Source organism: Kribbella caucasensis (assembly GCF_004361855.1).
Taxonomy (GTDB): domain Bacteria; phylum Actinomycetota; class Actinomycetes; order Propionibacteriales; family Kribbellaceae; genus Kribbella; species Kribbella caucasensis.
This window is the reverse complement of sequence record NZ_SNWQ01000023.1, coordinates 87,493-104,408: the sequence shown is the minus strand read 5'-3', so window position 1 is coordinate 104,408 and position 16,916 is coordinate 87,493. Positions and strand designations below refer to the sequence as shown.

Here is a 16,916-nt window from a genome sequence, read left to right as displayed (position 1 = left end):
CCAGTGTCGGGTGCGGCGACGCCAGTGTCGGGTGCGGCGACGCCAGTGTCGGGTGCGGCGACGCCAGTGTCGGGTGCGGCGACGCCAGTGTCGGGTGCGGCGACGCCAGTGTCGGGTGGGGCGACGCCAGTGTCGGGTGCGGCGGTGCTGGTGGCGGGCGGCCTGGTGCCCGGTGGGCTCGTGGCCCAGGGATCCGGGGGCGGGTTGGGGCCGGGAGGGCGGTCAGCCCAGCCGGGGCGGGACAGCACCGGGCGGCCGTTGAGCATGGTGATGGTCCAGTGGCCGTGGTGGACGTCGATGTGGTCGGCCTTGCATAACAGCACCAAGTTCTCGACGCGGGTCGGGCCTCCGTCGGCCCAGTGGATGATGTGGTGGGCCTCGCACATCGCGGGTGGGGCGCCGCAGACGACGCAGCCCCTGTCCCGGGCGTTCAACGCGCGGCGCATGGCGCGGTTGACGAACCGTTCTTCGGTGCCGACATCGAGGGGTTCGGAGTTCGCGCCGAGGACGAGGGGGATGATGCCGGCGTCGCAGGCCAGCCGGCGGATCGCGGCCGCCGACAGGGTGCCGCCGTGGGCGAGGTCGCCGGTGCCGGTGCCGGCCAGCAGGTCGGCCAGGTTGATGGTGACGGTGATGTGGGGTTTGATGCCGCCGTGTCCGGGCGCGGCCGCCCCGGTGCCGGCGGCGACGGTGAGGGCGGTGACGAGGCCGTCGGCGTGGCGTTTGCCGCGGGGGCGGGGATCGGGCCGCCCGTCGGGGGTCTTGTGGGGTTTCGCCCCGGCGAAGATGACGGTCTGGAGCAGTTCGGCGTTGTCGGCGGCGAGGAAGCCGCCGAACTGGATGCCGTCGTCGCGGCGTTTCAGCCACAGGGTCTCCTTGGCCTGGGCGCGTTTCTCGGCCGGTTCGGCGCCGTCGGTGTCGAGGCGGTCGCGGACCTGTTTGCCCATCTTGCGCAGTTCGCCCGGTGGGAGTAGTTGCGCGGCTCGTACCATCTGTTCCTCGGCGACCCGCAGGTTCTCGACCGGCACGTTCGCCGCGGCCGGGACCCGCTCCAGGGCGTCGATGATCGCCTCGGCCTGGCCCGGATGCAGTACCAGCGGGCCCCCCTCCGCACCACCGTCCGGGGCGGCGCCGGCCGCGGCACCCACGTCACCGTCGGCGCCCGTGCCCGCGTCCGTGCCCGCGTTCGTGCCGCCCGGGTCCGCGTCGGTGCCCGTGGATGCGCCGGCGTCCGTGCCCAAGCCCGTGTCCGAGTCCGCGCCCGTGCCCGCGTCGGTGTTGGCGTTGGCGTTGGTGGTGGGGTCGGTGTGCAGGGCGGTGTTGACGGCCTCGTACCTGGGCAGGGCTTTGGCGGTTTTGAGGTCGTGGCGGACGGCGGTGGGGTCGAGGCGGTGGCGGATGGCGATGAGTTGGACGGTGTTGCGGGCGCCGATTTCGGTGGCGTGGCCGTTGGCGTCGAGGGCGGCGAGGAGTTCGAGGCGGCGGGTGTTGATCCGGTTGAGGTCGGCCTGGAGTGTGTCGAGGGCGGCCAGCATGTCGCTGCCGCTCATCGACCACACGGGCCGTTGCTCCAGCCGTTCCATGGCTAGAACCCTAGACGATGCCGCCGACAATTTCTGGGCCTGGAAAGCCCTTGTGGATAAGGGGTTTCGGGATCGAGTAGTTTCGCCAAGTTGTCCACAGCAACACACAGACTGTGCACAACCTGATGGCCCGGACGCTAGCTCCCGTTGTGAGCCTGGAGTTCGCGGGCTGTGCGGCGCAGGGCGTCGTTGTCGTCGGACGAGCGCCAGCGCACGACTGCGGTCCGCTCCCCCACTCGGGAGCGCAACGCGGCACGCAGGTCGTCGATTTCCTCGACGTTGGTGACCAGCAGTACGCCGATGTCCGGATTGGCCGGCGCAGCGGGATCGATCCGGGAGACGTTGATCCGGTACGAGTCGTCTGGTGCCCAGGTGACGACGATCCGGAGCCGCAACTCGTCCACCCAGTACGTCGGCCGGTCCGGATGCCAGTCGGATCCGCGGCTCGGTGGCTCCAGTTCAGGAAGGGCCGTCTGCACCGCGTCGTACAAGGCCTCTCTGTATTCACGGGCTGTCTGCCGGGAGGCACCGAACGAGATCCGTTGTAGACCGATCTCTTCGGGCAGGCGCCCGGCGGCCGCCACCACGACGAGCAGGACACCGGCCAGCAGGGCTGCCAACGAGGTCATGGCGTGGTCGGTCCACAGCGCAAGCAGTACCGCCAGGCCGATCAGTCCGAGGCCTGCGGCGACGAATGCTGCCCGAGTTCCGGCACGGAGGTCGTCGCGCGCCATACCACCACATCCTTCAACACCTCCAGTATTACTCTGTGCGCCTCGGAATACACGCACTGTCATTCGAATGCGCTCGGCACCCTGAGAAAGTCGAGCGGTTACCTGTCGGCCAACTCTGGGCTACCTTCGCGAAGGCCGAGGTAACCGTTGGCCGGACAGCATCGGCGACGGTAACTCAGCACCGCCCCCACCCGCCCGATGAAGGGAACCCTCATGCGCCGCCTTACCCGCGCGCTGCTCCCACTCGCCCTGACCGCCGGCCTGGTCGGCCAGAGCCTGGTCGCCGTCCCCGCGTCGGCAGGCGGCCGCGAGCTCGACCTGCAGGCTCACCGCGGCGGTCTCGGCCTGACCGTGGAGAGCACGATCGCCTCGTTCACCCGCGGCCTGGAGCTCGGTGTCAGCACGCTCGAACTCGACGTCCAGATCACCGAGGACGGCCACGCCGTCGTCACCCACGACCGCCGGATCAGCGGCGCCAAGTGCAAGGACACCGCGCCCTACACCCCGGCCGACCCGGAGTACCCGTACGTCGGCAAGTACATCAACACGCTCACCCTGAAGCAGGTCAAGCAGCTCGACTGCGGTACCCAGACGCTGCCGAACTTCCCCGGCCAGACCCCCGACCCGGGCGCCCGGATGCCGGAACTGCCTGAGGTCTTCGACCTGGTCAAGCGGTTCCACGCGTACGGCGTCAAGCTCAACATCGAGACCAAGGTCGAGGCCGGCGCCCCGAGCGAGACGGCACCGCGCGAGCAGTTCGTCCAGGTCGTCGCAGCCGAGGTCCGCAAGGCGCGGATCGGCCGCCAGGTGACCGTCCAGAGCTTCGACTGGGGCGCACTGATGCGGATGCGCCAGGTCGCGCCGGAACTGCCGATCGTCGCGCTGACCAACTACGACTTCCTGCAGACCGGTCAGCCCGGTAAGTCGCCGTGGCTCGGCGGGATCGACGTCGACGACTTCGGCGGCGACCTGGTGAAGGCGACGAAGTCGTTCGGCGCCGACGCGATCAGCCCGGTACACGGGTTCCCGCAGGACGGGAAGATCACCGACCCGGCGTACCGGCCGTATGTCACCACGGCGATGGTGAACGACGCGCACAAGGCCGGGATGAAGGTCGTGCCGTGGACCGTCGACGACCCGGCGACCATGCAGTCGCTGATCGACAAGGGTGTCGACGGCATCATCTCCGACTACCCCGACCGGCTCCGGACGGTCGCGGCCGCCAACGGCTACAAGCTGCCCAAGTCGTACGACGCGCCGGCGGTCCGGGCGCTTCCCGAGGCGCACGCGCACAACGACTACGAGCACCGGCGTCCGCTGCAGGACGCGCTCGACCGGGGCTTCACCAGCGTCGAGGCCGACGTCTGGCTGGTCAACGGCGAGCTGCTGGTCGCCCATGACCTGGTGAACACCGTCCCGGGCCGCACGCTGGAGAGCCTGTACCTCCAGCCGTTGGCCGACCGAATCAAGGCGAACCACGGCCGGGTCTACCGCGACAGCAAGGACTTCCAGCTGCTGATCGACATCAAGAGCGACGGCCCGTCCACGTACGCCGCGGTTGACCAGGCGCTGCGCAAGTACCGCGGGATCAGCACCATCTTCGCCAACGGCCGGGTCTACGAAGGCGCGGTCACCTCGGTGATCAGCGGCAACCGCCCGCTCGACGTACTGAAGGCGCAGAACATCCGGTACGCCGGGTACGACGGCCGGCTGGCGGATCTGAAGTCGGGTATGCCCGCCTCGCTGATGCCGTTGGTCAGCGACAACTGGACGAACAACTTCACCTGGCAGGGCGTCGGCGCCTTCCCGGCCGCCGAGCGCGCCAAGCTCCGCGACATCGTCACGACGGCGCACAAGGCCGGCTACCGGGTCCGCTTCTGGGCGACCCCGGACGTGCGCGGCGCCGCCCGTGAGGCGTTGTGGTCGGAGCTGGTCGCGGCCGGCGTCGACCACCTCAACACCGACGACCTGCACGGCCTGGAGGACTTCCTTCGGGGCTAGGGCTTGACCTCCGTGAGGGCGATGATGTCGTCGCCCTCACGGAAGGCCTTGCGCTGCTTGTCAGCTCCGTTGCCATCGGTGAGGAGCCGCCGGATCGTGTCGGCCACCAGGTCGGCGTCACCGAGTTCCTGGAGCGCCGGAGCGAGGTGTTGCTGCAGAAGATCCAGCAGCTTGACCATCGGCAGCCTCTCGGCGTGCAGTACTTCCAGACCGTCTCCGCTCAGACCGTCGCGGGCCGCAAGCCAGTACGCGGTGCGCAGTACGGCCGGTTCGAGCGTCGGTCCCTGGTCGCCTTCGGCCAGAGCGGTCATCACCAGCGCGCGGACCAGCGTCGCCATCAGCACCGTCTCGTCGACAGTCAGCGGTACGTCGCTGACCCGTACCTCCACCGTCGGTACGTGCGTGGACGGCCGGACATCCCAATAGATCATGTTCTCGTCCATGATGCTGCCCGCCGCCAACTGCATCGCCACGAGTGCGTCGTAGTGCTCCGCGGACTCGAAGTACGGTGGCTGCCCGGAGCACGGCCAGCGCGACGTCATGAGCCACCGCCAACTGCAGAAGCCGGTGTCCTCGCCCAGATAGATCGCCGAGTTGGCGGTCAGCGCCAGCAGAGCCGGCAGCCACGGCCGCAGGTGGTTGCTGACCCGCACGGCCGCGTCGCGGTCCGGCACCTCGACGTGGACGTGACATCCGCAGACCCCTTGTTCCCGCGCCAGCAACCCGTAGCGCGCGGCCATCTCCTGGTAGCGCGCCTTCCTCGTGATCAGCTGAGCGGCCTTGCCGCTGGGCGGTGCTGCGATCGCCAGCAGCCGCCCGCCCTCCTCGACCGCCGCGACAGCCAGCGCCGACCGCATGGCCTGGACGTGTTCACGGACTTCGGCGGAGGTCTGGCAGACCGGGGTGTTGAGCTCGACCTGTGCCCTGGTCAGTTCCAGCGCGATGTCCATGCCCTGGACGTCAGCCTGGACCGCCTTGCTCCGCGGTAGAGGCTCGCCGGTGGCGGACACCAGCAACAGTTCTTCCTCGACGCCCATGGACGGATGCTTCACGCCCGATCGGTACCCGGCGCCGTAGCACGGGAAACAGCCGTTAGGCTCTGCCGCGTGAGTCTGCCGATCGTCACCGCCACCCGGTACGTGTTGCCGCTGCGCGAGGGCGGATCCCTACCGGGTGTTGTCGAGGGCAACGATCTCGGCACCTACGTGCTCAAGTTCCACGGCGCCGGGCAGGGACCGAAGGCGCTGGTCGCGGAGGTCATCGTCGGCGAACTGTTCCGCCGGCTCGGGCTGCGGGTGCCCGAGCTCAAGCTGTGCGAGCTGGACCCGGCGATCGGCAAGTCCGAACCGGACGAGGAGATCCAGGAACTGCTGGTCCGCAGCGCCGGGCTCAACCTGGCCGTCGACTTCCTGCCCGGCTCGTTCGGGTACGACGGCTCCAGCGGCGTGCCCGACAACGCCACCCGGGCCAAGATCCTCTGGCTCGACGCGTTCGTGGCGAACGTGGACCGGTCCTGGCGCAACACCAACCTGCTCGTCTGGCACAAGGAACTCTGGTTGATCGACCACGGCGCCGCGCTGTACTTCCACCACTCGTGGATGTCCGCGGAGAAGTTCACCGGGCTCAAGTACGACGCCTCGGACCATGTGTTCTCGACTGTCGCGCGCGCGGTGCCCGGGATCGACGCCGAACTGGCCGCGGCGATCACCCCCGACCTGCTGACCGAGGTGATCGGCCTGATCCCGGACGAGTGGATCGCGGACGGCGACCGGGAGCGGTACCTCGGCCACCTGACCGCCCGCCTCGCCGATCGCACGGCCTGGCTGCCGGGCGGTGCACGATGAATCAAGAGGGCAGCGGCGACCTGGTCCCGTTCGACTACGTGATCCTGCGGGCGGCACCGCGGATCCAGCGCGGCGAGTTCGTCAACGTCGGCGCGGTCCTCTACTGCCGGGCGCTCGACTTCCTCGGCGCCGCGTGGGACGTCGAGCCGGATCGGCTGAAGGCGCTCGATCCGGCGGTCGACGTCGACGTGGTCTGCGCGTCGCTGGAGCACATCCGCGCGATCTGCGCGGGTGATCCGGCCGGCGGTCCGGCCGCGGCCACCCGGATCGGCGAACGATTCCGCTGGCTCGCGGCGCCCCGCAGTACGGTCGTCCACCCCAGCCCGATCCACAGCGGCCTCACCAACAACCCCGCCGCGGATCTGGACCGTCTGTTGGACGCCTTCGTCCGTTAGCCCGTTTAGCCGAGTGCGGTCGAGACCACCTCGCGGGCCTGGGCGAACACCTGCTCGAGGTGGTCGCTGCCCTTGAACGACTCGCCGTAGATCTTGTACAGGTCCTCGGTCCCGGACGGCCGGGCCGCGAACCATGCCGACTCCGTCGTCACCTTCAGCCCGCCGATCGACGCCCCGTTGCCGGGCGCGCTCGTCATCCGGTCCACGATCGGCTCCCCCGCCAGCTCGGTCGCGGTCACCGCGTCCGCCGACAGCGCGGACAGCTTCGCCTTCTGCTCCCGGGTCGCCGGTGCGTCCACCCGCGAGTACGCCGACGCGCCGAACCGCTGCACCAACTTCGCGTGCGCCTCGGACGGCGTCTCCCCCGTCACCGCGGTGATCTCGCTCGCCAGCAACGCCAGCAGGATGCCGTCCTTGTCCGTCGTCCACACGCTGCCGTCGAACCGCAGGAAGCTCGCGCCCGCCGACTCCTCACCGCCGAAGCCAACGGATCCGTCGATCAGCCCGGGCACGAACCACTTGAAGCCGACCGGCACCTCCCACAGCCGGCGGCCGAGATCGGCGACCACCCGGTCGATCAGCGATGACGAGACCAACGTCTTGCCGACCGCGACCTCCGGACCCCATTGGCGGTTGGCGAACAAGTAGGAGATCGCCACGGCGAGGTAGTGGTTCGGGTTCATCAGCCCGGCGTCCGGCGTCACGATGCCGTGCCGGTCGGCGTCCGCGTCGTTGCCCGTGGCCACGTCGTACCGGTCCCGCTGGGCGACCAGCGAGGCCATCGCGTACGGCGACGAGCAGTCCATCCGGATCTTGCCGTCGTGGTCGAGCGTCATGAACGACCAGGCCGGGTCGACTCGCGGGTTCACCACGGTCAAGTCGAGTCCGTGCCGCTCCGCGATCGCCGCCCAGTAGTCCACGCTCGCTCCACCGAGCGGGTCGGCGCCGATCTTCACCCCGGCCGCCCGGACCGCGTCCAGGTTGAGCACCGACGGGAGATCGTCGACATAGTGACCGAGGAAGTCGTAGTCACCCGCTTGCGCGCGAGCCGCGTCGAACGGCTTCCGGCGTACGTCGCGGTTGCCGCCGGCGATCAGCTCGTTCGCGCGGGACGCGATCCAGCCGGTCGCGTCGGAGTCGGCCGGACCACCGTGCGGCGGGTTGTACTTGATGCCGCCGTCCCGCGGTGGGTTGTGCGACGGGGTGATCACGATGCCGTCCGCGCCGGCGCCCGCGCCCCGGTTCAGCCCCAGGATCGCGTGCGACACGGCCGGCGTCGGGGTCAGCCGGTCGGCACTGTCCACCAGGATCTGGACGTCGTTGCCGGCCAGGACCTCGAGCACGGTCCGCCAGGCCGGTTCGGACAACCCGTGGCTGTCCCGGCCGACCAGCAGCGGCCCGCTCGTCCCCTCGCCGGCGCGGTACTCGCAGACGGCCTGGGTGACGGCCAGGATGTGTGCCTCGTTGAAGGCGCCGTCCAGACTCGAGCCGCGGTGGCCCGACGTACCGAAGACGACCTTCTGGGCGGGGTTCTCGACGTCCGGCGTGATCCCCTCGTACGCCGCGAGCAGCGCGTCGACGTCGACGAGATCCTCGGGCTGAGCGGGCTGACCTGCGCGTGGGTGCATGAGCACATGCAACAAGCAGAAGCCGACGAGCACAACTCCGGACGGTTTGTTCCAGACCGGGGGGGTGGGGCGGGCAAGGAATATTCAGCTGGAGAACGGGGTGAGTAGCTGATCGACCGGTGCGTAGTCGTCGGTCAGGATCGGCGCGTCACCGGCGTACGACCGGAGCTCGGCCCGGTCGCTGATCACGCCGGCGCCCGCGCGCAGCCGGCCGCGCAGTACGTCGACCGGCAGCGGCTGATCCGATGCGGTGATGACGAAATTCCCCGCGGCGCCGCCTTGTAACGCCGACTCGTCCGACGCCATGGCGACGTGCGGGAACTCCGCGAGCACGGTCTGCAGTTCAGCCTTCAGGAACGCCTGCGGCCCGAAGTCGATGACGTTGATCGTGTAGATCCCGTCCGCCCGGAGCACCCGGCGTACGTCGGCGATCAGCTCCCGTGTGGTCAGATGCCACGGCACGGCGACGCCGCCGAACGCGTCCATGATGATCAGATCCCGGCTGTCGGCGGGCTCCGACCGTACGCCGAGGCGCCCGTCGCGGATCTGTAGGTCGAGCTCGGGCCCGGGTTCGGCGCCCAACTGCTCCTTGTCGACCTGGATCACGCCCGGGTCGATCTCGTACACCTTGTTCTGCGTGCCCGGGTGGGTCGCCTTCAGCCAATGCGGCATGGTGAGCCCGCCACCACCGACGTGGAGCGCGTCGAGCCGCTCGCCACCCGGCCACTTGCTGTCGATCACCGCGCCGAAGTCCTGGGTGTAGTCGAACTCCAGATACGTCGGATCCGCGAGGTCGACGTACGAGTGCCGCAGCTGGTCCAGGTACAACGTCCGGCCACTAGCGCGGGCGGGATCGTTCTCGACCTTGGCGCAGTGGTACGCCGTCTCGACCTCACACGGCCTCGGCGCGACCAACGTGAGCGTCGTCCCGATCAACGCGAGCGCCAGCGGCCTGGTCGCGGACCGGAAACCCCGCAGCACGATCGTCAGTACTGCGCCGGCGACCACCAGCACTCCGCCAAGGCACAACACGATCACACTGGTCGGCACCTGTGCGACGAACACGAACCCGGTCAGCACGGTCCCGGCGATCGCCCCGACTGTCCCCCACGCCGACAGCCGGCCGACCACCGTGCCGGTCTCGGTCAGCGTCGACAACCGCAGCTTGGTCACCATCGGAGTCACCGCGGCCAGCAACGAGGCCGGCAGGAACAACGCGACCGCGAGCGCGATGAACACCGTGTTCGGGTCGCCGCCGCGCACCGCTTCGCCGGTCCACCGCACGACCGGCAGGATCAACAGAACAAGCGCTCCCCCGAGGAGGATCAGGGGCCCGAGCGTCTTCACCGGCGGCACGGTGTCGGCGAACCGCCCGCCCAACGCGGCACCGGTCGCGATCGCACCGAGGGCGACGCCGATGATCGCGGTGTTCGTCTCCAGCGTCAGCCCGAGGTACGGCGCAACCAGTCGCAGCGACACCAGTTCGAGGACCAGGACGGCGGCCGAACTGCCCAGCGCCAGGGCGATGGCCAACTTCTGTCCGATCCCACGGGCGGGGGCTTCAGTGTCGCTCACCCGCGCAACCCTATCTGTGGATAACTACCAACCCGGTCCAGCGTTCCTGGCAGCGCACAGCGGCCACGCGACCGCATCCGCCGACTGGGCCTACTGAGGCTGGTCGAGCTGGGCGATCAGGGTCTTGGGAGCGATCTGCCGGTACGCGTCCTCGACGATGTCCTCGAGGTGGGCCCAGTCCACCCCGTCCACGTCGAGGTAGACACCGAGCCAGCCCCGATGCCCGACGTACGGCGGCCGGAAGAAGTGCTCGGGATCCGATCCGACGAGAGCCTCCTGCGCCCCCTCGGGAGCCGCACACCAGAACCCGACCCGATCATCGTGGTGCTGATTGGCGAACGTCACGAACGTCTTCTTCCCCCGGACGAACCACGTCGGCTCCCCATGACTCAACCGCTCAGTCACCTCCGGAAAAGCCAGACACAACCCCCGCAACCGCTCCACCCCATCCACCACCCAAACCTCCCACTCCTGGATCCGACCAATCCAATCCACTCCACACCCCTGCCATGTCAACGGCTGGGGACGCAGTACTGACTGCTTTGTGACTCAGGTCACAGTGACCACGGTCTGTGTCGAGGCGTTACACGGTCAGTGCCGGTAGGTGTGTGCGGCAGCGCCGGCGCCCGACAGGAGGTTCGGACACTATGCGCATTCGGAACCTGGCGGTGACCGCCACGCTGATCCCGGTCCTGATGCTCGCAGGCTGCGGTAACGACTCTGCCGATGTGGCAGCGTCATCCCCGGGCGCCCACAAGGCGGCCGAGAAAGATCTCGCCGACCCGATCGCGGGCGGCTCCGGCCAGCCCAAGGGCGGGCCGGCTTCCGACGATCCGGTGGTCAACGCGTACTACGCCTACCGGGTCGCGCTCGACACGATGATGCGTAGCGGCGGCAAGTCCACCAAACAACTGATCCCGGTGATGACCCCGGATCTCTACCGCTCGATCACCCAGCAGGCGAAGTACTACCGGACCAGGAAGCTGCACAACACCGGCGCCACCAAGGTGATCTGGGCCAAGCGCACCCTGGTCGCGGACGGCGTCATCGTCCGCGCCTGCTACGACACCAGACAAGCAAGCACCGTCAATGCGGCCGGCGAGCGCGTGCTGCCCGCGAGGACCCCGACCCGCTGGGTCGACGAGATGCGCGTCGAGCAGCACGACGGCCGCTGGGTGGTCGACGGCGGGCGCACCACCCCGGTCGCCTGCTGATCCCGGCCAGGCACCACCCCAGACGACTCCGGATCGCTGTCCCACCACGGACACACCTCGCGGCCCGGAGTAACTCGCAGCGCGGAGAGTCGCCCAAGACTCTCCGCGCTGTTGGTCGTCACGTCCCGACGGCGCCCGGTTGTCGCACCATGTAGACGTCGATCGGATCCTGAGTCTCCAGCGTGAATCCGTGGCGCTCGTACAACCGCCGCGCGGCGCTGCCCTGCAGAACATTCAGGCGCACGAGCAGCCCGTCGGCATCGGTCCGGTCCAGCAGCGTTCGCAGTACAGCCGAGCCAAGCCCCCGCCCTTGGACGCTTGGGTCGAGATAGAAGTGCTCCAGCAACTGCCCATCCTCGGCCGGCCGCAACGTGACGCACCCCGCGAAGACATCACCGCTCAGAATGATCGACGTGTACTGCGAGGAGAACGAATCCCGCAGCCGCTGCCGAACCCGATGCTCGTCGTACCGCCCCAACCGCTCCAGATCCGGCCGCATCACTACGGCCCGCAACTCCGCAATCGCCTCGACATCCGCCGGCTCCGCAGGACGCAAGGCCCATTCCGTAGTCCGGTCCGACTCGACGCCGGGCACCACCCGCCCCGCACGCATCTCGTCTGCCTCTGTACTCGCATCCACGGGCGGGATTATGCCAATGAGCCGCTGCGACCCGGCAGCGCGTCAAGGATGGCGGCACTCGATCCGGATGAGTTCTTCGACAGCGGCACGGAGCTCGGCATCGTGCTCCGGCCCGGACCAGACGACGATGCGGGCCTTGTCGCCGAGCTTGGCGGCGACCAGTTCACGGGCCGGCGTGGGGTCGCCCTGATTCAGCAGTACGACGAGCCGCCGGCCGTCTCGCTGCAGCCGATCGAGCAACGGCGGCAAGGTCGATCCCCGGAACAACCCGGGATCGCTCTTCACCTTCGTCTCCACCATCACCCCGCGGCCGCGAACCACGAGCAGGAAGTCGGCGCGATCCTGCGCGAACTCGCGATCGTGGTACACCCGCGCCTTCGGCCAGAGCCGTTGGATCGCCGCGTCCACGTCGGCGTCGTACCGGGCGGCCAGCCGGCTCACCCGCGAACTGGTTCCGCGCGGACGCAACCTCTCCGGCACCCGGCTGGCGAAACCCCTCTGCCCCAGCAACGGCCGCAGCCAGCGATACAGCGTGGTGTCGATCATCGGCGGACTCCCTGAACTGGCCAGCACTCACCGAAATTCTTCCAGCACAGCCCGTCACCAAACCCCGTCCGTCACGTCGTCAACCAATCGTGACCCAACCACAACGAACGCCGGGTTGCCGGACACGGACCGTCGTCGTACACACGGACAGGCAGTAGTCGGCAGCGGGGCAGGCAATCGGTGGACATCAAGCGTGGAAGGCGGCCGGCGAGAGGGCTACTGCCTGTCGGTCCGCACGAAACACGTGGTTGCTGGGGGCAACGAGAGTTAATCGGTTGCGGCCGGGCGGGGTCGGCGGGTTGGCTTGGAGGGTTGTCGAACGGTCACGGGAGGATGCGATGGAGCCGGTCAGCGCGGAGGAGATCAGGGGCTCTTTCGTCAACTCGTCCAGGAGCCAGATCAAGGCGATGACCCTACCGCCCAAGTTCACCGAACTGCCCTGGGAGTCACTCGACTACCTCGGCTGGCGTGACCCCAAAGCGCCGAATCGCGCCTACCTCGTCGTACGACGCGACGTCGGCCTGACCGGGATCGCGCTGCAGACCGCGGCGACCGGGAAGCCCCGGCGCGGTACCGGCTTGTGCGATCTCTGCCATACCGCGCACCAGGTCACCGACGTCGCGCTGTTCGCGGCCCGCCGTGCCGGACCCGCCGGACGCAAGGGAGACACGGTCGGCACCTACATCTGCGCCGACCTCGCGTGCTCCCTCTACCTCCGCGGACTCCGCGAGCTCGAGGTCCCGCAGGGCGATACCGTCGCGCCGGAGATCCGGGTCGAACGGCTCGGCACGCGGCTGGCCACTTTCGTCGACCGAGTACTCGCCTGAACCCGACCGGAGCGCCACAATCGACTCACCGGCCCGGCGAACTAATCTGGACGTGAGGGCAGCACGACAGGAGCGAGGTCGCGATGACGGAGTTCAGAATCACCCACGAGATCCACGAGGTCCACCCGGACATCCGCGAGAAGCTCACCGCCACGACCATCGAGGCGATCAACGAGTCCAGCTCCCGTTCCCCCGAGGACGCCGCGCTGATCCTGCGGAACCGGCTGGGCGAGATCGGCGTTCACATGAGCCTGGAGGCCTGCGTCTCCGCGGTCGAACGCATCCGCTCCGGCAAGACCCTCCGCTTCGAGATCGAACGCGAAGACCACGAAGGCGAAGACCGCGTCGAAAGCTGACCCCGCGGGGTCCGGCCCGATTCCGTCTCGACCCGACCCGGCTCCGTCCCGGGTCGAGCTCTGCGGGGCTGGTGTGATGGGTGGATTCTTCGTCGGGGTGGATCTCGCCTGGGGGCAGCGGGGTGTGACCGGTCTGGCGGTTGTCGACGAGGCGGGCGCGTTGCTCGACGTGACGACCCGGCGTACGGACGACGAGATCCTCGACTGGTTGCGGAAGTGGACCGACGGGCCGTGCTTCGTCGCCTTCGACGCGCCGGTGATCGTCGTCAACCCGACCGGTCACCGACCCTGCGAGCGACTGATCTCCCGGTACTTCGGCCGGTACGACGCGTCCTGCCACGCGGCCAACACCTCGAACCCCAGCTTCGTCGATGGATCCCGCGCCCTCCGCCTGATCACGGCACTCGGCCTTTCGACGGATCCCCTCGCACCGGCACCCCGTCGCGCTGCCGAGGTCTATCCACATCCGGCTCTGATCGCCTTGTTCGACCTGCCGAAGATCCTTCAGTACAAGGCGAAACCCGGCCGCGACTTCACCCACTTGCAAGCCGAGATGCTCCGCCTGACGGACCTCCTCGAATCCCTCGCGGACGCCTCCCCTCCCCTGCTCCTGAAGGCCAGCCCCGAGTGGCGCCGAATCCGCCGCGCCTTGGCCGACGCCCATCTCAAGGCCGATCTCAAACGCCTGGAGGACGCGATCGACGCCGTTGTCTGCGCCTACATCGCCGCCTACGCAACCACCCGCCCCACCCAAGTCCACCACTTCGGCGACCCCGCAACCGGCACCATCCTCACCCCCATCACCCCCGAAATGGTCCTCCACCTCGACCGGCCCCCAACCTGAGACCGCGCTGGCCGGGCGAGGTGGGGACCTCGGTCAAGGAATCGGGGGCTTGAACATGAAATTGCCAGTTCAAGGCCCCGGGTTGTTGTTCAAGGTTGCGGGCTTCTCGGGTGTGCGCGGGACGGCGGGGCCGGTGCGCGGGTCGTTGCGCGCCGGGGCGTGGTGGGGTGACGGGGTTATTGGGCGGCGGTCTTGAGGTCGTCGGAGGTGAGGAGTGACGTGAGGGTGAGGTCGGTTGCTGCTAGGGCGGCTGCACCGCCTTGTTGGCGGTCTATGACGCAGAGGGCTTCGCGGACGTCGGCGCCCAGCGCGCGGAGTTCCTTCGTCGACAGCACGATCTGGCCGCCGCTGGTGACGACGTCTTCAACGACGACCACCCGGCGCCCCGCGAGATCCGCGCCTTCGGCCAGCCGGCGCGTCCCGTACGCCTTCGCCTCCTTGCGCACGAAAGCACAGGGCAGTCCGGTATGCCGGCCGAGTGCCGTGACGACCGGGATCCCGCCCATCTCCAGCCCGGCCAGCACCTCGGTCCCCGCCGGTACCAGTGGAACCATCGCCCGGGCGATCTCGTCCAGCAGCACGGGATCGGCCTCGAACCGGTACTTGTCGAAGTACTCGGTCGCCACCATCCCCGACCGCAGTACGAACTCACCGGTCAGATGCGCGACCTCGTAAATCCGCCGGCCCAGCTCCATCTTCTCCACTAGGTCTCACCCGACCTTCCGCTCGTCCGAGGGCAGCAGATGCGGTGGAAGCAGCCGCCGGAAATCCTCGACCCCGATGATCGGTACCCCGAGCTCCCGGGCCGCGCGCGCCTTCACCGACAAGCTGTCCACATCGGCCGCGACGACGAAGGTCGTGTCCGGCCCGACCATGTCCCCCGGGAAGTATCCGGCCGCCACGGCGCGATCCCACCAGACCTCGCGCGGCTCCACCATGTCGCCGGTGAACACCATCGTGCTGCCCGGCGGGAACCCGCGAGCGCCGGGCCGCGCCGGTACGACGTACCGCCCGTTGCTTGCCGCGAGCAACGCTTCGTCGACGTCGGACGCCCGATGACCGAGCATCACGGCCACGCGGTCGAGGTCGCTGCGCTGGTCGTCGGTGATCTCGCCGCCTCGCCACAATGCGGATGCGAGCCCGGCCAGGTAGAACCCGTGCAGATGATCCACCTGCACCCGGTTCAACCCGAGCTCCCTCGCAACCTCCACGAGCTGGTCCGCGCCGGCGGCATCGATCGCGCGGTCGGCGAGCAACATGTCGAGGAGCGCCAGGTACGAGTCGGCCTGGGGTGGTTCCGGCACCCGGGGCAACTGGTCGACGAGTCGGCTCATCCACCCGTGCCGGCCGCCCGCGTGCACCGGTCGCACCGTCGGCCGGATCTCCCCACCGGGCAGGTCCGGCCACTGCAGCCCGCGGATCTCCTCGTACACCCACTGCCAGGGCGGCGGCGACGGGAACTCGCGCAGATAAGTCGCGAACAACTGCGCGGTCGCCCGGGTGTCGGCGAGCGCGGAATGCCAACCCTCCAAGGGGATTCCGGCCGCCGCACAACACGCACCGAGCGTACGTTTCGCTCCCGGATGCAGGTATCCCGCGAGCGCCATCGTGCACATCGACCGCTCGGTGATCAGCGGTACGTCGACCCCGAGCCGGGCGAACTCCGCCCGCAGGAACCCGAGATCGAACTCGACGTTGTGCCCCACCACCATCCGGCCCGCGAGCAGTCCGGCGAGCTGCCGCGCGATATCGCCGAACTCCGGTGCGGCGAGCACGTCGGCGGTCCGGATCCCGTGGATGTGCTGCGGCCCGAGATCGCGTTGTGGGTTGAGCAGCGTGACGAATTCGCCCTCGACCTGGCCGGCCGCATCCAGCAGCACGACCGCTACCTCGATCACCCGATGCCGATGTGAGGGCAGCAGGCCGGTCGTCTCGGTGTCGATGACGGCGTACATCCAGCGCCTCCTCCGGGTCGATTCCGACGTGTGACAACCCAATCACAGCCCACCGACAAATTTCCTTCCCCACCCCACCACCCCGGTCTGGCAATTTCCGGGGGCGGGGGGTCCGTGGTCAGACGGATGGATCGGCCGGGATGTCGACGGCGATCTCGTCGCCGAGTTTGGCGCCGAGGGCGAGGTCGAGGTCGTCGCCACTCCAGAACCGGCCCGGGTCGTACCAGTTCGGGCGGCGCCCGCCCGGCAGCAGGCCCATCTCCTCGTAGGTGACGGCCACGACCTCCGCGCAGTACGCGGTCTCCAGTTCGAGCTCACGGTGACCACGTCGGAACGCCGGGACACGGCCGCGCAACCACCGGGACGCCAGTCGCGCGGTGGACGGGAACGGTGTCCCGTCGAGGCGCGCCACGGTACGCAGTACGGCGTCCTCCATCTCGCGGGTCACGGGATGGTCCAGCTGCCGCAGCCACGCCCGCTGGCCGTACCGCCGGCCCCACGTCAGTACGGCGTCGCGCAGGTCGTGCAGCTGTACGCCGCGTTGGTGGTTGCCGGTCCACATGTCCGGCAGGGAGCGGCCGAGTTCGGCGTGCCACATCAGCGGCGGGAGGTCCTCGACGACGATCGCCATGCCGACATGGTTGACCGGGCTGTTGGTGGTCAACCGGATCGCGCGATCGGCCGTACTCTCACCGCGGAACAGCCAAATGTCACCTGTTCGTGTCAGTTCCGTAGCGTCATCCAGCGAAATCCGTGTCTCCACGTCGCTAGATT

18 protein-coding genes are annotated in these 16,916 nt (G+C 68.9%); 7 read left to right on the top strand and 11 right to left on the bottom strand.

Going from position 1 to position 16,916, the window contains the following annotated elements:
- Together EV643_RS35440 and EV643_RS35435 are read right to left on the bottom strand one after the other, a co-directional pair.
- The coding region (locus tag EV643_RS35440; RefSeq protein WP_238166029.1) for an HNH endonuclease signature motif containing protein at positions 1-1,583 on the bottom strand (1,583 nt) is incomplete at its 3' end.
- A 137-nt stretch (positions 1,584-1,720) separates the two neighbouring features.
- Positions 1,721-2,317: a hypothetical protein gene (locus EV643_RS35435; RefSeq protein ID WP_133804571.1), complete on the bottom strand. Its 597-nt coding sequence runs from the start codon at positions 2,315-2,317 to the stop codon at positions 1,721-1,723.
- Positions 2,318-2,530: 213 nt separating this feature from the next.
- Between EV643_RS35435 and EV643_RS35430 the strand changes: the two genes are divergently transcribed.
- On the top strand, positions 2,531-4,318 hold the full coding sequence (locus tag EV643_RS35430; protein ID WP_133804570.1) for a glycerophosphodiester phosphodiesterase family protein: 1,788 nt from the start codon (positions 2,531-2,533) through the stop codon (positions 4,316-4,318).
- Here EV643_RS35430 and EV643_RS35425 read toward each other — a convergent pair.
- The gene (locus EV643_RS35425) at positions 4,315-5,370 is read right to left on the bottom strand and encodes a carboxylate-amine ligase (RefSeq protein ID WP_238166028.1); all 1,056 of its coding nucleotides are present in this window, start codon (positions 5,368-5,370) and stop codon (positions 4,315-4,317) included. The two genes, EV643_RS35430 and EV643_RS35425, sit on opposite strands and share 4 nt — an antisense overlap.
- 54 nt (positions 5,371-5,424) lie before the next feature.
- Here EV643_RS35425 and EV643_RS35420 point away from each other — a divergent pair, with 54 nt between their 5' ends.
- A complete protein-coding gene (locus tag EV643_RS35420; RefSeq protein ID WP_133804569.1) occupies positions 5,425-6,162 on the top strand; it encodes a HipA family kinase in 738 nt (245 codons plus the stop codon).
- The gene (locus EV643_RS35415) at positions 6,159-6,557 is read left to right on the top strand and encodes a DUF3037 domain-containing protein (protein WP_133804568.1); all 399 of its coding nucleotides are present in this window, start codon (positions 6,159-6,161) and stop codon (positions 6,555-6,557) included. The genes EV643_RS35420 and EV643_RS35415 overlap by 4 nt, the downstream gene beginning before the upstream one ends.
- A gap of 5 nt (positions 6,558-6,562) precedes the next feature.
- On the opposite strand, the gene pgm is transcribed toward EV643_RS35415, so the two are convergent.
- From pgm to EV643_RS35400, 3 genes are all read right to left on the bottom strand, one after another.
- Positions 6,563-8,185, bottom strand: a complete 1,623-nt coding sequence (gene pgm, locus EV643_RS35410; protein ID WP_133804567.1) for a phosphoglucomutase (alpha-D-glucose-1,6-bisphosphate-dependent) — start codon at positions 8,183-8,185, stop codon at positions 6,563-6,565.
- Positions 8,186-8,269: 84 nt separating this feature from the next.
- Positions 8,270-9,760 carry a fused MFS/spermidine synthase gene (locus EV643_RS35405; RefSeq protein WP_133804566.1) on the bottom strand — a complete coding sequence of 497 codons (1,491 nt, stop codon included), beginning with the start codon at positions 9,758-9,760 and terminating at the stop codon, positions 8,270-8,272.
- Positions 9,761-9,850: 90 nt separating this feature from the next.
- On the bottom strand, positions 9,851-10,204 hold the full coding sequence (locus EV643_RS35400; RefSeq protein WP_370452420.1) for an MmcQ/YjbR family DNA-binding protein: 354 nt from the start codon (positions 10,202-10,204) through the stop codon (positions 9,851-9,853).
- 203 nt (positions 10,205-10,407) lie between these two features.
- Here EV643_RS35400 and EV643_RS35395 point away from each other — a divergent pair, with 203 nt between their 5' ends.
- Positions 10,408-10,974 carry a hypothetical protein gene (locus EV643_RS35395; RefSeq protein ID WP_133804565.1) on the top strand — a complete coding sequence of 189 codons (567 nt, stop codon included), beginning with the start codon at positions 10,408-10,410 and terminating at the stop codon, positions 10,972-10,974.
- Between the two features lie 118 nt (positions 10,975-11,092).
- On the opposite strand, the gene EV643_RS35390 is transcribed toward EV643_RS35395, so the two are convergent.
- A complete protein-coding gene (locus EV643_RS35390) occupies positions 11,093-11,614 on the bottom strand; it encodes a GNAT family N-acetyltransferase (protein ID WP_238166026.1) in 522 nt (173 codons plus the stop codon).
- A 42-nt stretch (positions 11,615-11,656) separates the two neighbouring features.
- Positions 11,657-12,160, bottom strand: a complete 504-nt coding sequence (locus tag EV643_RS35385; protein WP_133804564.1) for a hypothetical protein — start codon at positions 12,158-12,160, stop codon at positions 11,657-11,659.
- Positions 12,161-12,498: 338 nt separating this feature from the next.
- On the opposite strand from EV643_RS35385, the gene EV643_RS35380 reads away from it, so the two are divergent.
- The 3 genes from EV643_RS35380 to EV643_RS35370 all read left to right on the top strand — a co-directional run bounded on the left by EV643_RS35380 (position 12,499) and on the right by EV643_RS35370 (position 14,187).
- The gene (locus tag EV643_RS35380; RefSeq protein WP_133804563.1) at positions 12,499-12,987 is read left to right on the top strand and encodes an FBP domain-containing protein; all 489 of its coding nucleotides are present in this window, start codon (positions 12,499-12,501) and stop codon (positions 12,985-12,987) included.
- Positions 12,988-13,070: 83 nt separating this feature from the next.
- Positions 13,071-13,343 carry a hypothetical protein gene (locus EV643_RS35375; RefSeq protein WP_133804562.1) on the top strand — a complete coding sequence of 91 codons (273 nt, stop codon included), beginning with the start codon at positions 13,071-13,073 and terminating at the stop codon, positions 13,341-13,343.
- Positions 13,344-13,419: 76 nt separating this feature from the next.
- Complete coding sequence (locus tag EV643_RS35370; RefSeq protein ID WP_133804561.1) at positions 13,420-14,187, top strand: DUF429 domain-containing protein; 768 nt, start codon at positions 13,420-13,422, stop codon at positions 14,185-14,187.
- A 176-nt stretch (positions 14,188-14,363) separates the two neighbouring features.
- Here EV643_RS35370 and pyrE read toward each other — a convergent pair whose 3' ends face one another.
- From pyrE to EV643_RS35355, 3 genes are all read right to left on the bottom strand, one after another.
- Positions 14,364-14,882, bottom strand: coding sequence for an orotate phosphoribosyltransferase (gene pyrE, locus EV643_RS35365; protein WP_238166031.1), 519 nt, complete (start codon positions 14,880-14,882; stop codon positions 14,364-14,366).
- 15 nt (positions 14,883-14,897) lie between these two features.
- Positions 14,898-16,142, bottom strand: a complete 1,245-nt coding sequence (locus EV643_RS35360; protein WP_133804559.1) for an exonuclease domain-containing protein — start codon at positions 16,140-16,142, stop codon at positions 14,898-14,900.
- Between the two features lie 118 nt (positions 16,143-16,260).
- Positions 16,261-16,905, bottom strand: coding sequence for a hypothetical protein (locus EV643_RS35355; RefSeq protein ID WP_133804558.1), 645 nt, complete (start codon positions 16,903-16,905; stop codon positions 16,261-16,263).
- Positions 16,906-16,916 lie beyond the last annotated feature (11 nt).

Coding starts and splice junctions, on each gene's coding strand:
- EV643_RS35430 (WP_133804570.1), top strand. CDS start 2,531: ATGCGCCGCCTTACCCGCGCGCTGCTCCCACTCGCCCTGACCGCCGGC.
- pgm (WP_133804567.1), bottom strand. CDS start 8,185: ATGCACCCACGCGCAGGTCAGCCCGCTCAGCCCGAGGATCTCGTCGAC.
- EV643_RS35370 (WP_133804561.1), top strand. CDS start 13,420: ATGGGTGGATTCTTCGTCGGGGTGGATCTCGCCTGGGGGCAGCGGGGT.
- EV643_RS35435 (WP_133804571.1), bottom strand. CDS start 2,317: ATGGCGCGCGACGACCTCCGTGCCGGAACTCGGGCAGCATTCGTCGCC.
- EV643_RS35375 (WP_133804562.1), top strand. CDS start 13,071: ATGACGGAGTTCAGAATCACCCACGAGATCCACGAGGTCCACCCGGAC.
- EV643_RS35415 (WP_133804568.1), top strand. CDS start 6,159: ATGAATCAAGAGGGCAGCGGCGACCTGGTCCCGTTCGACTACGTGATC.
- pyrE (WP_238166031.1), bottom strand. CDS start 14,882: ATGGAGCTGGGCCGGCGGATTTACGAGGTCGCGCATCTGACCGGTGAG.
- EV643_RS35395 (WP_133804565.1), top strand. CDS start 10,408: ATGCGCATTCGGAACCTGGCGGTGACCGCCACGCTGATCCCGGTCCTG.
- EV643_RS35385 (WP_133804564.1), bottom strand. CDS start 12,160: ATGATCGACACCACGCTGTATCGCTGGCTGCGGCCGTTGCTGGGGCAG.
- EV643_RS35360 (WP_133804559.1), bottom strand. CDS start 16,142: ATGTACGCCGTCATCGACACCGAGACGACCGGCCTGCTGCCCTCACAT.
- EV643_RS35380 (WP_133804563.1), top strand. CDS start 12,499: ATGGAGCCGGTCAGCGCGGAGGAGATCAGGGGCTCTTTCGTCAACTCG.